The 16,886-nt window shown below is 66.4% G+C and carries 15 protein-coding genes; 5 read left to right on the plus strand and 10 right to left on the minus strand.

The annotated features are described in order from the left end of the window. Positions 1–10: 10 nt before the first annotated feature. A complete protein-coding gene (rpoD, locus tag ACW4E8_RS09300; RefSeq protein ID WP_456804229.1) occupies positions 11–2,287 on the minus strand; it encodes an RNA polymerase sigma factor RpoD in 2,277 nt (758 codons plus the stop codon). Between rpoD and ACW4E8_RS09305 the strand changes: the two genes are divergently transcribed. Further along, entirely contained in the window at positions 2,277–2,672 is a 396-nt protein-coding gene (locus ACW4E8_RS09305) for a hypothetical protein (RefSeq protein ID WP_456804230.1), read from the plus strand. The genes rpoD and ACW4E8_RS09305 overlap by 11 nt on opposite strands. Positions 2,673–2,767: 95 nt before the next feature. On the opposite strand, the gene dnaG is transcribed toward ACW4E8_RS09305, so the two are convergent. From dnaG to ACW4E8_RS09325, 4 genes are all read right to left on the minus strand, one after another. After that, a complete protein-coding gene (gene dnaG / locus ACW4E8_RS09310) occupies positions 2,768–4,579 on the minus strand; it encodes a DNA primase (protein WP_456804231.1) in 1,812 nt (603 codons plus the stop codon). Positions 4,580–4,780: 201 nt separating this feature from the next. Further along, positions 4,781–5,230, minus strand: coding sequence for a GatB/YqeY domain-containing protein (locus ACW4E8_RS09315; protein WP_456804232.1), 450 nt, complete (start codon positions 5,228–5,230; stop codon positions 4,781–4,783). Positions 5,231–5,358: 128 nt separating this feature from the next. Further along, complete coding sequence (rpsU, locus tag ACW4E8_RS09320) at positions 5,359–5,571, minus strand: 30S ribosomal protein S21 (RefSeq protein ID WP_456804233.1); 213 nt, start codon at positions 5,569–5,571, stop codon at positions 5,359–5,361. Between the two features lie 141 nt (positions 5,572–5,712). Beyond that, the gene (locus ACW4E8_RS09325; RefSeq protein ID WP_456804234.1) at positions 5,713–6,972 is read right to left on the minus strand and encodes an NAD(P)/FAD-dependent oxidoreductase; all 1,260 of its coding nucleotides are present in this window, start codon (positions 6,970–6,972) and stop codon (positions 5,713–5,715) included. 157 nt (positions 6,973–7,129) lie between these two features. Between ACW4E8_RS09325 and tsaD the strand changes: the two genes are divergently transcribed. Next, positions 7,130–8,164, plus strand: coding sequence for a tRNA (adenosine(37)-N6)-threonylcarbamoyltransferase complex transferase subunit TsaD (tsaD, locus tag ACW4E8_RS09330; RefSeq protein ID WP_456804235.1), 1,035 nt, complete (start codon positions 7,130–7,132; stop codon positions 8,162–8,164). Positions 8,165–8,224: 60 nt separating this feature from the next. Here the strand turns inward: tsaD and folE2 are convergent, their stop codons facing one another. The 4 genes from folE2 to ACW4E8_RS09350 all read right to left on the minus strand — a co-directional run bounded on the left by folE2 (position 8,225) and on the right by ACW4E8_RS09350 (position 12,384). Beyond that, on the minus strand, positions 8,225–9,028 hold the full coding sequence (gene folE2 / locus ACW4E8_RS09335) for a GTP cyclohydrolase FolE2 (RefSeq protein ID WP_018311640.1): 804 nt from the start codon (positions 9,026–9,028) through the stop codon (positions 8,225–8,227). Positions 9,029–9,246: 218 nt separating this feature from the next. Continuing rightward, the gene (gene dxs / locus ACW4E8_RS09340; protein ID WP_456804236.1) at positions 9,247–11,163 is read right to left on the minus strand and encodes a 1-deoxy-D-xylulose-5-phosphate synthase; all 1,917 of its coding nucleotides are present in this window, start codon (positions 11,161–11,163) and stop codon (positions 9,247–9,249) included. A 25-nt stretch (positions 11,164–11,188) separates the two neighbouring features. Next, positions 11,189–12,073, minus strand: coding sequence for a polyprenyl synthetase family protein (locus tag ACW4E8_RS09345; protein WP_456804237.1), 885 nt, complete (start codon positions 12,071–12,073; stop codon positions 11,189–11,191). Continuing rightward, positions 12,070–12,384 (minus strand): exodeoxyribonuclease VII small subunit, encoded by a 315-nt coding sequence (locus tag ACW4E8_RS09350; protein WP_042886746.1) that lies wholly within the window; start codon positions 12,382–12,384, stop codon positions 12,070–12,072. Before ACW4E8_RS09350 ends, ACW4E8_RS09345 begins: the two co-directional genes overlap by 4 nt. 392 nt (positions 12,385–12,776) lie before the next feature. Between ACW4E8_RS09350 and ACW4E8_RS09355 the strand changes: the two genes are divergently transcribed. The 3 genes from ACW4E8_RS09355 (at position 12,777) to ACW4E8_RS09365 (ending at position 15,916) form a co-directional block, all read left to right on the plus strand. After that, the gene (locus tag ACW4E8_RS09355) at positions 12,777–13,880 is read left to right on the plus strand and encodes an aromatic ring-hydroxylating oxygenase subunit alpha (RefSeq protein WP_456804238.1); all 1,104 of its coding nucleotides are present in this window, start codon (positions 12,777–12,779) and stop codon (positions 13,878–13,880) included. Positions 13,881–14,093: 213 nt separating this feature from the next. Continuing rightward, complete coding sequence (locus ACW4E8_RS09360; protein WP_456804239.1) at positions 14,094–15,017, plus strand: DMT family transporter; 924 nt, start codon at positions 14,094–14,096, stop codon at positions 15,015–15,017. Positions 15,018–15,058: 41 nt separating this feature from the next. Then, positions 15,059–15,916 (plus strand): sulfurtransferase, encoded by an 858-nt coding sequence (locus tag ACW4E8_RS09365; protein ID WP_456804240.1) that lies wholly within the window; start codon positions 15,059–15,061, stop codon positions 15,914–15,916. A gap of 2 nt (positions 15,917–15,918) precedes the next feature. Here the strand turns inward: ACW4E8_RS09365 and ACW4E8_RS09370 are convergent, their stop codons facing one another. After that, positions 15,919–16,809, minus strand: coding sequence for a ZIP family metal transporter (locus ACW4E8_RS09370; RefSeq protein WP_456804241.1), 891 nt, complete (start codon positions 16,807–16,809; stop codon positions 15,919–15,921). Between the last annotated feature and the right edge of the window lie 77 nt (positions 16,810–16,886).

Raw genomic sequence — 16,886 nt, forward strand, 5'->3', positions numbered from 1 at the left:
TTGGAAGCGTTTAGTTGCCTTCCAGGAAGCTCTTCAGCTTGTCCGAGCGGCTCGGGTGGCGCAGCTTGCGCAGTGCCTTGGCCTCGATCTGGCGGATCCGTTCACGCGTGACGTCGAACTGCTTGCCGACTTCTTCCAGCGTGTGGTCGGTGCTCATTTCGATGCCGAAGCGCATGCGCAGCACCTTGGCTTCGCGCGGCGTGAGCGAGTCCAGCACGTCCTTGACGACGTCGCGCATGGAGCCGTGCAGCGCCGCTTCGGCCGGGGCCAGCGTGTTGGTGTCCTCGATGAAGTCGCCCAGATGGGAGTCGTCGTCGTCACCGATCGGCGTTTCCATGGAGATCGGCTCTTTGGCGATCTTCATGATCTTGCGGATCTTGTCTTCCGGCATCTCCATCTTCTCGGCCAGCGTTGCCGGATCCGGCTCATTGCCGGTTTCCTGCAGGATCTGGCGCGAGATGCGGTTCATCTTGTTGATCGTCTCGATCATGTGCACCGGGATGCGGATGGTGCGCGCCTGGTCGGCGATCGAGCGCGTGATGGCCTGGCGGATCCACCATGTGGCGTACGTCGAGAACTTGTAGCCGCGGCGGTATTCGAACTTGTCCACCGCCTTCATCAGGCCGATGTTGCCTTCCTGGATCAGGTCGAGGAACTGCAGGCCGCGGTTGGTGTACTTCTTGGCGATCGAGATCACGAGGCGCAGGTTGGCCTCGGTCATTTCGCGCTTGGCTTCGCGGGCACGACGCTCGCCCTCGGCCATCTTGCGGTTGACGCCCTTCAGTTCCTTCAGCGGCAGCACCACGCGCGACTGCAGGTCGATCAGCTTCTGCTGCAGCTCGTGCACGGCCGGCACGTTGCGCTCGACGATGGTGCTGTAGCCCTTGCCGTCGGCGACGATGGTGTGGACCCACTCGAGGTTGGTCTCGTTGCCCGGGAAGCGGGCAACGAATTCCGAGCGCGGCATGCCGCACTTGTCGACCACGATGTTCAGGATCGAGCGCTCGAGCTTGCGCACTTCGTCCACCTGGCCGCGCAGCGTGTCGCACAGGCGCTCGACATTGCGGGCGGTGAAGCGGATGCCCATCAGTTCGGCCTGGATGGCTTCCTGCGCCTTGACGTAGGACTTGGAGTTGTAGCCTTCCTTCTCGAACGCGCGGCGCATCTTGTCGAACTGCTCGGCGATCACGCGGAATTTCTCCAGCGCGTTCTGCTTCAGTTCTTCCAGCTGGCGCGCGGAGGCGCCGGCACCGGCGTCGCCTTCATCGTCCTCGTCCTCGTCGGCGTCTTCCTCGTCGTCGGACTCGAGGTCCTCGTCAGCGGCAGGCGCAGCGGCGGCGGCCGGAGACTCGGCCACTACCTCGGCGTTCGGGTCGATCAGGCCGTCGACGAATTCGTCGATCTTGATCTCGTCGTTGGCCACGCGCTCGGCATGGGCCAGGATCTCGGAGATGGTGACCGGGCAAGCCGAAATCGCCATCACCATGTCCTTGAGGCCGGCCTCGATGCGCTTGGCGATCTCGATTTCGCCTTCGCGCGTCAGCAGCTCGACCGTGCCCATTTCGCGCATGTACATGCGCACCGGGTCGGTGGTGCGGCCGAACTCGGAGTCCACCGTGGACAGGGCCGCTTCGGCCTCTTCCTCGGCTTCTTCCTCGCTGGTGGCAGACGGGGCGTTGTCGTTGAGCAGCAGCGTCTCGGCATCCGGCGCTTGTTCGTAGACAGCAATGCCGATGTCGTTCAGCGTGGCGACCAGCGTGTCGATCGTTTCCGAATCGACCATGTCGTCCGGCAGGTGATCGTTGATTTCCGCGTAGGTCAGGTAGCCGCGCGACTTGCCCAGCTTGATCAGCGCCTTGAGTTTCTGGCGACGCAGTTCAAGCTCCTCCTCGGTGCCCTGCTGGGTCGAGGCGAACTCCTTGAGCAGGGCCTTTTCCTTGGCCTTGCGGTCCTTGGCTTTCTGCTTTTCGGTCTTCGGCGCCGCGGACGGTGTTGCCGCCGCGCGCGTATCGTTCTCGTAAAACTCTTCAGTCACGTCGTCTGTTGTGCTGTCGTCGTGCTGCATCTCGGCCTTGGGCTTGCGGCCACGCTTTTTCGGCTCCGGCTTGATTGCCGGCGCAGCGGGACGCTCGGATGCAACGGATGCAGGTGTCGCGGCACGCGCCTTGGTTGCCGTAGTGGTGGTGCCAGCCTTGGCTTCCCCACTCTTGGCGCCGGCGGCTGCCGCTCGCTTGCTCTCGACTTCGGTATTCTGCTGTTTCGCCACGGTGATACTCTTGCCTTTCACTGGTGCAGACGCGGCGACCTTGCCGCTCGTACTGGCGCTCTTGCCGCTCTCGCGTGCCGAAGTCGAGGCCTTTGTCTTTTCGGATGTGCGAGTCCTGGTGGGAGTCGTCACGGCGGGCGCTTGCGCGCTACGCACGGACTTTGATGGCGCAGACCGGGCTGGTGTCTTGACTGACGCGGTCGATGTCTTCGCCGCCGTTGTTTTCACAGACGCCTTGCCGCTCCCTGATTGGGGAGCTTTAGAGGTAACCCTTTCGGTTGCTTTGGCCTTTGCCATTGGCACGCTCACTTTCACCAGAACTGGAGAGAAAGATTTCGCAATCCAAACCAACTATTGTAGCACGCCACACATAGCCGGCTCCCTGTCAGGTGAGGTTTTCACCTGAAAAATCAAGGCTTAAGCTCGGCGGGGCCGGGCCCAGTCCCTTATCCAACGCTTACTGCTGCCTCCTGGTTGATAGCCAGGGCACCCACAGGCACCTCAGCCAAGTTGGCGCCGCCGGTGGATTTCGCCCACCAGCCAGCGCATGCGCTGCTTGGCCGCTTCATCGGCCGTGCCGGCCACCACCTCCGCCTGCAGGCCGTCGAGTTCGCGCCGCAGCGGCTCGGCCAGCAGCTTGGTAATGGCCGCATCGAAATCCTGTATTGCGGGTGCTTCTTCGATCTCTTCTCGCAGCACCGCGGTACGCGCCACGGCATACACCTCGGCATAGGGCGACTGGGCCAGGTGTTCGCTGAAGGCCGCAAAATTGACTTCGCCCTGCACGCTGTCGCACGCCTCCACCAGGTGCGCCAGCACTTCACTGTCGCCGCTCTCGCCGCCCAGCAGCAGCGCGCGCGCATCCTCGTCAAGCCTTGCCGACAGCGCCGGATAGCACATCAGCAACTGGATCACCCGCTGCTCCAGCCCGGTCGGGGCCTGGCGGCGTGTGCGCGGGCGCGGCTGGGCGAAGCGGCCGACGCGGGCCGGGTCGCTGCGCAGACCGCAGATGGCTTCGATCTCCGCGGGTGTCGTACCCGTGGCATCGGCAAGTTCGCGCACAATCTGTAGCCTCAGGCCGCCGGCGGGCATGGCCTGCAGCAGCGGCTTGGCCTCGTACTGGGCCCGGGCGCGGCCTTCGGGCTGGCGCAGGTCCAGGTCTTCGGTGACCGACTGCAGCAGGAAGCGCGACAGCGGCATGGCGTTGCGCACCTGGGTGGCAAAGGCCTCGGTGCCCTCTTCGCGCACATAGCTGTCCGGATCGTGCTCGGCCGGCAGGAACAGGAAGCGGATGGTCTTGTTGTCCGCCACGTGCGGCAGGCAGGCTTCCAGCGCGCGCCGGGCCGCGCGGCGCCCGGCAGAGTCGCCGTCGAACGAGAACACCACGGCGTCGGTCTGGCGCAGCAGCTTCTGCACGTGCACAGGGGTGCACGCCGTGCCCAGGGTGGCAACGGCATTGGCAAAACCGAGCTGGGCCAGCGCGACGACGTCCATATACCCTTCGACCACCAGCACGTAGCCGGTTTCCCGGATCGCGTGACGGGCCTCGAACAGCCCGTACAGCTCCGTGCCCTTGCTGAACAGCGGGGTCTCGGGCGAGTTCAGGTACTTGGGCTCGCCCTGCCCCATCACGCGGCCGCCGAAGCCGATCACGGCCCCCTTGGTGTTGCGGATAGGGAACATGATGCGGTCACGGAAGCGGTCGTAGCGGCGCGGCTTGCCGTCCGCATCGCGCTTCTCGCTTTCGATCAGCAGGCCGCACTCGACCAGCGGCGCCGACACGTTGTCATCACGATAGCTGCCGAACACGGCCTCCAGGCCCTGCCAGTCATCCGGCGCATAGCCCAGGCCAAAGTTCGCGGCGATCTCGCCGGTCAGGCCGCGGCCCTTAAGGTACTGGATCGCCTGCGGCGCGCCGCGCAGCTGGCGGCGGTAGAAATCGGTGGCGCGGGTCATGGCGTCGGACAGCGCCACCGAACGGGCCTGCTGCTCCGCGCGCTGCCCGGGCGGCAGCCGGTCCCGCTCTTCCGGCACGCTCATGCCGACCGACTGGGCCAGCTCGCGCACCGCTTCCGGGTAGGACTGGCCGGAAAATTCCATCAGGAAGCCGATGGCCGAGCCGTGGGCGCCGCAGCCAAAGCAGTGGTAGAACTGCTTGGTCGGAGACACCGTGAATGACGGCGATTTCTCGTTATGGAAGGGGCACAGCCCCATGAAATTGGCGCCGCCCTTCTTCAGCTGCACATACTTGCCCACCACATCGACAATGTCGACACGGTTGAGCAGGTCCTGAATAAAGGATTGCGGAATCACCCGACTGACCGTCCTGAGGCATGGCCGTCCCGCGGCGGGCGGCTTCTTTTAGGAATGCGTGACCGGTGCGGCGCCCGGCTGCTATCGGAATATTGTAGTGCAGCGTGATAGGGCCGCCCGGACTGCGTGACATCTCCGTGCAACTGCACCGAACCACGCAGATCCGGTGCTTATCTTGCTTGCAACCGATTAAATCAGTATTTACTTTACTGCAAGTGCGGCCTTGACCAGGGCCGATACGGCGGTCATGTCGGCACGGCCGGCCAGCTTGCCCTTGAGCACGCCCATGACCTTGCCCATGTCCTGCGGACCGGCCGCGCCAGTGGCGGCAACGGCCTGCTGGACTTCGGCGGCGACTTCCTCGTCCGACAACGCGGCGGGCATGTAGGCCTTCAGCACCTCGACTTCCGCCAGTTCCTTGTCGGCCAGGTCATTGCGGCCCGCCTGCTGGAACTGCGAGATCGAATCCTTGCGTTGCTTGATCAGCTTCTCGACCACGGCCAGCACGGCGGTATCGTCCAGTTCCACGCGCTCATCGACTTCGCGCTGCTTGATGGCGGCCAGCAGCAGGCGGATGGTGCCGAGGCGCTCCGATTCGCGGGCGCGCATGGCGGCCTTCATGTCTTCGCTGATACGGGCTTTGAGGGACATCGTGATCTTCCAGAAAGTGGGTGGACACTCACAGGTGGCGACGGCGACCGCCCACTGCAAGGCCCGGAATGCAAAAACCCGCCGAAGCGTATGCCACAGCGGGTCGGATGCAAGCGGGAGCGCCGGGGTCAGTACAGCTTCTTCGGCAGCGTCTGGCTGCGGATGCGCTTGTAATGGCGCTTTTCGGCGGCTGCCTTCTTGCGCTTGCGCGCGGCGGTGGGCTTTTCGTAAAACTCGCGCGCCAGCAGTTCTGGGAGCAGCCCGTTCTTCTCGATGGTGCGCTTGAAACGGCGCATGGCAACTTCAAAAGGCTCGTTTTCCTTGAGACGGATCGTAGTCATTTGGCCAGAAAATAAAGAACTATCGGGATAGCGCCTTTACGAAGTTCTGGATTGTAGCACCAACAATCTGCCGCGGAAGTGGCGCGCAACGGACACTCCCCAAGTGGCAATTGCCACCCATCTGGCGGCTTCGTGCCGCCTTTATGCCACCGATTGCCCTACTGAAGACGTGCGCGCCGCCTCGGCCGCGGCCTGCCCCGCCGCCACCGCGGACGCCCAGGCCCACTGGAAGTTGTAGCCGCCCAGCCAGCCGGTCACGTCCACCGCCTCGCCGATGAAATACAGGCCCGGCACCTCGCGGGCCATCATGGTGGTTGATGACAGCGCCCGCGTGTCGACGCCGCCCAGCGTGACCTCGGCCTTGCGGTAGCCCTCGGTGCCCGACGGCACGATGCGCCAGCCGTTGAGCGTGGCGCCCAGCTTGCGCAGGGCCTTGTCGGTCACATCATGCAGCGGCATGGTTGCATCCACGCCCGAGGCCGCGCACCAGGCATCGGCCAGCCGCGCCGGCAACCGTTGCGCCAGCAGGTTGCCCAGGTGCTTGCGGCTGCCGGCCTTCTGCTCCAGCAGCCAGGCGGCGGCATCCTGGCCATCGAAAAGGTCGATGGCGATCGGCGTGCCGGGGCGCCAGTAGCTGGAGATCTGCAGCACGGCGGGGCCAGACAGGCCGCGGTGCGTCCACAGCAGGTCTTCGCGGAAGGCTCCGGCCGCCTTGCCGTTGCCGGTGGCGACATCCACCTCCAGCGACACGCCGGCCAGCGGCGCGAACGGCGCCCAGTCCTTGCCGTCGAAGGTCAGCGGCACCAGCGCCGGCCGGGTTTCGACGATGCCCAGTCCGAACTGCCGCGCGATGCGATAGCCAAAGTCGGTGGCGCCGATCTTGGGGATCGACAGGCCGCCGGTGGCCACCACCAGCGCCCCGGCCCGCACCGTGCCGGTGGCGGTGAGCAGCAGGAAGTCGTCGCCCTCGCGCCGGATCTCGGCCACGGTGCAGCCGGTCTGCCAGCGCACATGGCCGGTGTCGCATTCGGCGCGCAGCATGGCGATCACGTCTTCGGCGCTGTCGTTGCAGAACAGCTGGCCGCGATGCTTCTCGTGCCAGTCGATGCCGTAGCGGCGCATCAGTCCAAGGAAATCCTGCGGCGTGTAGCGCGCCAGCGCCGAACGGCAGAAGTGCGGATTGGACGACAGATAGTTGGCGGGCCCGGCCTGCAGGTTGGTGAAATTGCAGCGCCCGCCGCCGGAGATGCGGATCTTCTCGGCCAGTTTGGTGGCATGGTCGATCAGCACCACGCGCGCGCCGTTCTGGCCGGCCACGGCGGCACACATCATGCCGGCCGCGCCCGCACCCAGCACGGCCACGTCATACCGGCCCGTCCGGGCCGATGTTGCCCCGCTCATTGCACGCCTCGCGCATCCATGTGTATTGCCACCGCCAGAGAAAGGGCAGATTGTAGCGAAAAGCACGCCGCGCGCCGCTGTGCTACCCTGCGCGCTTCCTGCAACCTGTTGTTTCGACAGCCGTTTCCCTGACCGGAGACGGCCCTATGCGCTTCCCATGCTTGTCCTCGGCATCGAATCCTCCTGCGACGAAACCGGCCTCGCCCTCTATGACACCGGGGCCGGCCTGCTCGCGCACGCGCTGCACTCGCAGATCGCCATGCACCGCGACTACGGCGGCGTGGTGCCGGAACTGGCGTCGCGCGACCATATCCGCCGCGTGCTGCCGCTGCTGGAGCAGGTGCTGGCCGATGCCGGCCGTACCCGCCAGGACATCGACGCCATTGCCTTCACCCAGGGCCCCGGGCTGGCCGGCGCACTGCTGGTGGGCGCCTCGGTGGCCAACGCACTGGGCTTTGCGCTGAACGTGCCGATGGTGGGCGTGCACCACCTGGAAGGCCACCTGCTGTCGCCACTGCTGACGCGCGAGCCGCCGCCCTTCCCGTTCGTGGCGCTGCTGGTGTCGGGCGGGCATACGCAACTGATGGAAGTGCGCGGCATCGGCGACTACACGCTGCTGGGCGAAACACTGGACGACGCCGCCGGCGAAGCCTTCGACAAGACCGCCAAGCTGCTGGGCCTGGGCTATCCAGGCGGCCCGGAAGTGTCGCGGCTGGCCGAATTCGGCATCCCCGGCACCTTTGCGCTGCCGCGGCCGATGCTGCATTCGGGCAACCTGGATTTCTCCTTCGCCGGGCTGAAGACCGCGGTGCTGACGCAAACCCGCAAGCTCGCCAATACCTGCGAGCAGGACCGCGCCAACCTGGCGCGCGCCTTTGTCGATGCCATTGTCGACGTGCTGGCCGCCAAGTCGATGGCGGCGCTCAAGCAGACCGGGCACAAGCGGCTGGTGGTGGCCGGGGGTGTGGGCGCCAACCGGCAACTGCGCGAGCGGCTGGACCAGCTTGGCAAGCAACGCAAGCTTGAGGTCTATTACCCGGACCTGGCGTTCTGCACCGACAACGGCGCGATGATCGCGTTTGCCGGCGCAATGCGGCTGCAGGCCGCGCCCGAACTGGCGCGGCACGAGTATGGCTACGGCGTGACGCCGCGCTGGGACCTGGTGGATATCCGCCTGCCTTCGGCGGCCTGAACCGGATCAAAGAAATAGCCACCGCATGCGGTGGCTATTTTCATGGCAGCGACAACACGGTCAGTCGACGCGCTTGTCCCGCTCGATCACCGCATACGCGCTGTGGTTGTGGATCGACTCAAAGTTCTCCGCCTCCAGCACATAGGCCACGATGCGGTCATCCGCATTCAGCCGCATGGCGATATCACGCACCAGGTCCTCGACGAACTTGGGGTTCTCATAGGCGCGCTCGGTGACGAACTTCTCGTCGGGGCGCTTGAGCAGGCCCCACAGCTCGCACGAGGCCTCTTCCTCGGCCATGCGGACCAGCGCTTCCACCGGCAGCTCGCCGGCCAGTTCCACGTCCATGGTGATATGCGAACGCTGGTTGTGCGCGCCGTACTGCGAGATCTTCTTCGAGCACGGGCACAGGCTGGTCACCGGCACCAGCGCCTTCAGGAACACGCGCGTGGCGCCGTTGCGCACTTCGCCGGTCAGCGTGACCTCGTAGTCCAGCAGCGACTCCACGCCCGACACCGGCGCGATCTTGCTGATGAAGTACGGGAAGGTGACCTCGATGCGGCCAGCCTCGGCTTCCAGCTTTTCCAGCATCTTGTCCAGCATCAGCCGGAAGCTGGACAGCTCCAGCGGTGCGCGCTCTTCTTCCAGCAGCGCGACGAAGCGCGACATATGCGTGCCCTTCTGGTCCGCCGGCAGGTGCACGTCGAGATTGAAGGTGCCCACGGTCGGCACGATGCCGGTCGGGGTCTTCAGGGTCACGGGGTAACGCACGCCCTTGACGCCGACACGCTGGATGGGGATCTGGCGGGTGTCGGGGCTCGACTGGACGTCGGGCATGACAAAGGCGGGATTGATGTCATTCATCTACGGTTTCCTCCAGGGTCGCGCCCAAGGGGGGCGGCACGAGCCCTTACGGTCGCGGCATTTTCGCAGTCCATCCATGCCGCGCAACGAGTGTGAAACCACGGGACCCGGCAAATGGCACGCCGGCCCGCAGCTGCGAACACAAAAAAGGGGGAGTTTAAGGGAATTCGGACGCACTCGTGGTGCGAGGGCCGAATCCCCTTCGGGACAGCAGGTGATCAGGCCACGCGCGAGGCGACCGTGACCTTGGGCTGGTCCAGCCCGAAGCGCTCGCGCACCGAGCGCTCGATGCCGGCCGCATCCAGGCCGCATTGCTGCAGCAGGTAGGCCGGGTCGCCGTGGTCGACGAAGCGGTCAGGCAGGCCCAGCGTCAGCACTGGCTTGTCGATGCCGGCCTCGGCCAGCGCTTCGAGCACGGCGCTGCCGGCGCCGCCCATCACGCTGCCCTCTTCCACCGTCACCAGGTAGTCGTTCTCCGCGGCCAGTCGCTTGACCAGTTCCACGTCGAGCGGCTTGACGAAGCGCATGTCGGCGACCGTGGCGTCCAGCGCCTCGGCGGCACCCAGGGCCGGGTGCACCATCGAGCCGAACGCCAGGAAGCCCACGCGATGCCCCGCGCGCGCACCGCCCTCGCGGCGCATCACGCCCTTGCCGACCGGCACGGTGGTGAGCTCGGCGGCAATGGCAGCGCCCGGGCCGGAGCCGCGCGGATAGCGCACGGCGCTCGGGCAGGTCTGGTGGAACGCCGTGGTCAGCAACTGACGGCACTCGTTCTCGTCAGACGGCGTCATCACCATCATGTTGGGGATGCAGCGCAGGTAGGCGATATCGTAGGCACCCGCGTGCGTGGCGCCGTCGGCGCCGACCAGGCCGGCGCGGTCCAGCGCGAACACCACCGGCAGGTTCTGCAGCGCCACGTCGTGGATCAGCTGGTCATAGCCGCGCTGCAGGAAGGTCGAGTAGATCGCCACCACCGGCTTCAGGCCCTCGCAGGCCAGGCCGCCGGCGAAGGTCACCGCGTGCTGCTCGGCGATGCCCACGTCGTAGTAACGGTCCGGGAAGCGCTTCTCGAACTCGACCATGCCCGAGCCTTCGCGCATCGCCGGGGTAATGCCGACCAGGCGCTTGTCGGCCGCGGCCATGTCGCACAGCCAGTCGCCGAACACCTGCGTGTAGGTCTTGCGCGCCGGCTTGGCCGCCGGACGGATGCCCTCGGCCGGGTTGAACTTGCCGGGGCCGTGGTACAGGATCGGGTCGGCCTCGGCCAGCTTGTAGCCCTGGCCCTTCTTGGTCACCACGTGCAGGAACTGCGGGCCGCCGCCCTCCAGCGCGCGCTGGCGGATATTCAGCAGCGTCGGCACCAGCGAGCTCAGGTCATGGCCGTCGATCGGGCCGATGTAGTTGAAGCCAAATTCCTCGAACAGCGTGGCCGGCACCATCATGCCCTTGGCATGTTCCTCGAAGCGCTTGGCGAACTCCAGCACCGGCGGCGCCACCGACAGGACTTTCTCGATGCCCTTCTTGGTGGCCGCATAGAACTGGCCGCTCAGCAGCCGCGCCAGGTGGCGGTTGAGCGCGCCCACCGGCGGCGAGATCGACATGTCGTTGTCGTTGAGCACCACCACCAGCGGCAGGTCCTTGTAGACGCCGGCGTTGTTCAGGGCCTCGAAGGCCATGCCCGCGGTCATGGCGCCGTCGCCGATCACCGCCACCGAGACGCGCTTCTCGCCCAGCGTGCGCGCGCCCAGCGCCATGCCCAGCGCGGCCGAGATCGAGGTCGACGAATGCGCCGTGCCGAAGGTGTCGTATTCGCTCTCGCTGCGGCGCGGGAAGCCCGAGATGCCGCCCCACTGGCGCAGCGTGCCCATGCGCTCGCGGCGCCCGGTCAGGATCTTGTGCGGGTAGCTCTGGTGGCCCACGTCCCACACCAGCCGGTCGTCCGGGGTGTTGAAGACGTAATGCAGCGCGATGGTCAGCTCGACCGTGCCGAGGTTGGACGACAGGTGGCCGCCGGTCTGCGAGACCGACTCCAGCACATAGGCGCGCAGTTCGTCCGCCAGGGTCTGGAGCTCACGCCGGTCGAGCTTGCGCAGGTCTGCGGGGGCGTCAATCTTGTTGAGAAGTGCGTAGGTCATGATGTCCGTTCGGCCGGCTCTCTGTTTAATGTGTGCGCAGCACGATCAGGTCCGCCAGGTCCCGCAGGCGGTCCGCGCGCTCGCCAAAGCTGGCCAGCGCCTCGTGTGCCTCGGCGCGCAGCGTCCCGGCCAGTGCGCGTGCCGGGTCAAGTCCCATCAACGATACATAGGTCGGCTTGTCATGGGCGGCGTCCTTGCCGGCGGTCTTGCCCAGCGTGGCGGTATCGGCAGTGACGTCCAGAATATCGTCAACCACCTGGAACGCCAATCCCACTGCCGCCGCATAGCGGTCCAGCGCAGCCAGGCCCTGGGCGTCGATTTCACCACATAGCGCACCCATGCGCACACTGGCGCGCAACAGCGCGCCGGTCTTCATGCGATGCATGGCCTCGAGCGCCTCGCGCGTCATGGCCCGGCCCACGTTCTGCAAGTCGATCGCCTGGCCGCCGGCCATGCCGGTCGAGCCCGACGCCAGCGCCAGCTCGGCCACCAGCTGCAGCCGCGCCGCGGGCGCGAGCGCCCCGGCACCGGCCAGCACGATAAAGGCCTGGGTCTGCAGCGCGTCGCCAACCAGCAATGCGGTGGCCTCGTCATAGGCCTTGTGCACGGTGGGCCGGCCGCGGCGCAGGTCGTCGTCATCCATGCAGGGCATGTCGTCGTGCACCAGCGAATAGGCGTGGATCATTTCTACCGCGCAGGCCGCCGCGTCGCAGGCGGCCGGCGCCGCCCCGCTGACCTCGCCGGCGGCATGCACCAGCAGCGGCCGCACGCGCTTGCCGCCGCTTAGTGCAGCATAGCGCATGGCCTCGTGCAGCGTATGCGGCACGGTGTTGGCATCGGGCAACGCTGCCTGCAGCGCGGCTTCGGTCCGGGCGCCCTGCGCCTGCATCCATTGGGCGAAGTCGGTCATTCGTCGTCCGCCCCCAACGCGCCGCCATTGCCACCGTTTGCACCACTGCCTTCGCCGGCCAGCGGCTTGAGCACGTCGCCCTCCAGCACCTTGACCTGCTGCTCCACGCGCTCCAGCTTTTGCTGGCAGTAGCGCACCAGCTCGGCGCCTCGGCGGTAGGCCGCCAGCGATGCCTCGAGCGGCAGTTCGCCGCTCTCCATGCTGGCCACCAGGGTCTCGAGCTCGGCCATTGCCGCTTCGTAGGAAGCGGGCGGCGCCGAGGCCGCGGTGGTGTCGTCGGTCTGGACCGGAGCGGTCATCGTTTTTGGCATGTCTGGCCCTGGAAATATGGAATCCGGTCGAATCATAAGGAAACCCGGATGGGGAAGCCCGGATTTTACGCCAAAGCCGGCCCCTGCCCCATCCTTGCGCATCCGCGGGGCAGCCTCCGATGAGTGCCTTTGGGGCATATGTGACTTGTGCGCTCGGGTCGTCTTTCCGAATGCGCCCGGTACGGCACCCCAATGACGACCCGGGTCGACTTTTTCGCTAAAAAGGCAAAAAAATCAGGCCCTTAACTTTTTGGCTCGGGTACAATCCCCCGTTCGCCGCCAGGGGTGTACGGGAGTCTCTCCCGACCTGGCGACTGTCTTTCCCAAATCGATTCAATTTTCGATGGTTGGGTTGTTCACTGCTTTCACCTGTTCATCTGGGAGTGGGGATAATGTCCAATCTCAGCACCGCGCTCAACCTGGCGCCGGCTGATTCGCAACTGCCCGTCGGCGTCTATTTCGACGAAGCGCTGCATCAACAAGAACTCGAACTGCTGTTCAGGAATGGCCCGGGCTATATCGGCCACGAGCTGATGGTTCCGGAAATCGGCGACTACCACACGCTCAGGGCCGAGGACGAAGGCCGCATGCTGGTACGCAACGCCGCCGGCATCGAACTGATGTCCAACGTCTGCCGCCACCGCCAGGCCATCATGCTCAACGGCCGCGGCAATGCGCAGAACATCGTCTGCCCCCTGCACCGCTGGACCTACGACCTGAAGGGCGAGCTGCTCGGCGCGCCGCATTTCGACAAGCAACCCTGCCTGCACCTGAAGCGCTCGCCGCTGCAGAACTGGAACGGCCTGCTGTTCGACGGCAAGCGCGACGTGCGTGCCGACCTGGCCAGGCTGGGCGTGGCGCAGGACCTGAACTTCGACGGCTACATGCTGGACCACGTCGAGGTGCACGAGTGCGACTACAACTGGAAGACCTTTATCGAGGTCTATCTCGAGGACTACCACGTCGTGCCGTTCCACCCGGGGCTGGGCAGCTTCGTCTCGTGCGACGACCTCAAGTGGGAGTTCGGCGAGTGGCACAGCGTGCAGACCGTGGGCCTGCATGCCGGCCTGAAGCGCCCCGGCAGCCCGACGTACCAGAAGTGGCACGACGCGGTGCTGCGCTTCAACGACGGCGTGCTGCCCAGGCACGGTGCGATCTGGCTGACCTACTACCCCAACATCATGGTGGAGTGGTACCCGAACGTGCTGGTGATCTCGACGCTGCACCCGGTCGGCCCGCGCAAGACGCGCAATGTGGTGGAGTTCTACTACCCCGAGGAAATCGCGCTGTTCGAGCGCGAGTTCGTTGAGGCCGAGCGCGCCGCCTACATGGAAACCTGCATCGAGGACGACGAGATCGCCGAGCGCATGGATGCCGGCCGGCTGGCGCTGCTCAAGCGCGGCACCAGCGAGGTCGGCCCGTACCAGTCGCCGATGGAAGACGGCATGCAGCATTTCCATGAGTGGTATCGCCGCGCCATGGCTTACGCCGGCTAGTACGATAACCGCACAACGCACGCAAGAACGGACCGCCCTGGCGGTCCGTTTTCCTTTGGGACGCGAAGTGCGCTGCTAGAATCATTGTCCGGTGCCGGCAGCGCATGCCGCCGCGCCAGACCGCTTTCGCGACGCGAGGCCAGACACGAAGCCCCGCTCGCGCGCCGGACCGCCTCTCCTTCTCGCTTCGTTTCGCTTCACCACGCCCTCGCCATGCAATCGCTCTGGATGCTGTTCGCCGCCTTCGCCTTCTCGTTGATGGGGGTTGGCGTCAAGCTGGCATCCGATCTCTACACCACCGGCGAGATCGTCTTCTACCGCGGCCTGATCAGCGTGGTCATCATGTGGGTGCTGCTGTCCTCGCGCGGGGTCCCGGTGCGCACGCCCTACATGCTGTCGCATATCAAGCGCAGCGTATTCGGCGTGACCGCGCTGATGCTGTGGTTCACCTCGATCTCGCTGCTGCCGCTGGCCACCGCGATGACGCTGAACTACATGTCGCCGGTGTGGATCGCGCTGATCCTGGGCGCCGGCGCGGCGCTGGCCGGCACCGGCGGCAATGCCGACCGGCGCCTGGTGCTGGCGATCCTGCTGTCCTTTGCCGGCGTGATCTGCCTGCTGCAGCCTTCAGTCGGCAAGGACCAGCTGACCGGCGGCCTGGTCGGGCTGATCTCGGGCATGTTCACGGCGCTGGCCTATGTCGAGGTGCGCCAGCTCGGCCAGCTGGGCGAGCCCGGGGGCCGCATCGTGTTCTATTTCTCGCTGGTCGGCATGATCGCCGGGCTGGTGTGGATGCTGCTGGGCGGCACCAGCCCGCACACCTGGTACGGCGCCGGCCTGCTGCTGGCCATCGGCATCCTGGCCACGCTGGGCCAGACCGCGATGACGCGCGCCTACAAGCGCGGCAATACGCTGCTGACCGCCAACCTGCAATACGCCGGCATCGTCTTTTCCAGCGTGTGGGGCATGCTGATCTGGTCCGACCGGCTGAACTGGCTGTCGTGGCTGGGCATGGGGCTGATCATCGCCAGCGGCATCGCCACCACGCTGATGCGCGCGCGCCAGGGCACCGATGCCAAGCCCACGCCGGCCACGCCGGTCAAGTCGCCGGAGGCGGAAGTCCATCCCGAGGTGTAGCATCTTCTAAGCCCATTTCCATCGATCGCAACAGGATTCCCATGCAGAAACCGCTGATCTCCGTCACCGCGCTGCAATCGCTGCTGGCCACCCCCGGCGACTGCGTCGTGATCGACTGCAGCTTCGACCTGGCCGACCCGGCCGCCGGCCGCGAGGCCTACCGCACCGGCCACCTGCCCGGCGCCTTCTACCTGCACCTGGACAACGAGCTGTCCGGCCCCAGGACCGGCGGCAACGGCCGCCACCCCCTGCCCGACGCCGACGACCTGGCGGCGCGCCTGCACGCGCTGGGCGTGGACGACGACACCCCGGTAGTGGCCTACGATGCGCAGGGCAGCATGTTCGCCGCGCGGCTGTGGTGGCTGCTGCGCTGGCTCGGCCACGATGCCGTGGCCGTGCTCGACGGCGGCAAGGACGCCTGGGTCAAGGCCGGCCTGCCGCTGGAACACGATGCCGCGGACGAGCCGGAATTCCCCGGCAAGTTCCAACGCCGCAAGTCGCTGGTGCCGACCGTCGACGCCGCCGCGCTGATGGACAACCTCGAGCGCGCCTCGCTGCTGGTGGTGGATGCGCGCGCCCCCGACCGCTTCCGCGGCGAGAACGAGACGCTGGACCCGGTTGGCGGCCATATCCCCGGCGCGGTCAACCGCTTCTTCAAGGACAACCTGGGGACGGACGGCCGCTTCAAGCCGGCCGAGACCCTGCGCGCGGAATTCGGCGCAGTGCTGGGTGCACGCGCCCCGGCGCAGACTGTGATGCAGTGCGGCTCCGGCGTCACGGCCTGCCACAACCTGCTGGCGCTGGAAGCGGCCGGCCTGGGCGGCGCGGCGCTGTACCCGGGATCATGGAGCGAATGGTGCGCCGACCCGGCGCGCCCGGTTGCTACCGGGGCCGCCTGAGGTCAGCGTGACGAGGCAATGGGCGCGGCGGGCGCGATATGGCCGTGCCCGCCGTGGCTGTGACTCTCGTGCACGCCGTTGGTGATGAAGACGATCGCCGAGATGCCCGCGGCCACCAGCACCACCTGGATCGCCGACTCGCGCCAGCGCGGCTTGCGCTGCATCTGGGGCATCAGGTCGCTGACCGCGATATAGAGGAAGCTGCTGGCGGCAATCACCAGCACATACGGAATCCAGCCGCTCAGCTGGTCGAGCAGGAAATACCCGACCACGCCGCCGGCGATGGCCGCCAGGCTCGACACCAGATTGAAGGCGAAGGCACGCGCCTTGGAAAAGCCGGCGTTGAGCAGCACGATGAAGTCGCCCACTTCCTGCGGAATCTCGTGCGCCGCGATCGCCAGCGCGGTGACCACGCCGATATGCGGATCGGCCAGGAAGGCCGCCGCGATCACGATGCCGTCGGCAAAATTGTGGAAGGTGTCGCCGACCAGGATGGTCAGGCCGCTGCGGCCCGCTTCCTCGCGGTCATGGCCGTGGTGGTGGTGGTGCCCGTCGCCCTCGTGGTGGTGCGAGTGGCGCAGCAGCGAGATCTTTTCCAGCAGGAAGAAACCCAGCAGCCCCGCCAGCAGCGTGCCGAACAGCGCGCGCGGGTCGGCGCCGGACTCGAATGCCTCGGGCAGCGAATGCAGCAGCGCGGTGGCCAGCAGCACGCCCACCGAAAAGCTCACCATGCGCTCGACCACGCGGGACGCCACCGTCAGCGACAGCAGCGCTGCCCCGAAGATGCTGCCCACCCCCGAGATCGTGGCGGCGAGCAGGATATACAAAAGCGTCGAATGGATGATGGGCTCCCGGGGTGGCGGTACCGGGCGGCCCCGCCGTTCCGCCCGCATCGCGCCGGGCGGCTAACGCAACAATGTTGCAATAACTCAAAGGCCGCATTGTACGTATCCGCCGGGACTTTGCAATC

The organism is Cupriavidus sp. CP313, assembly GCF_054072015.1.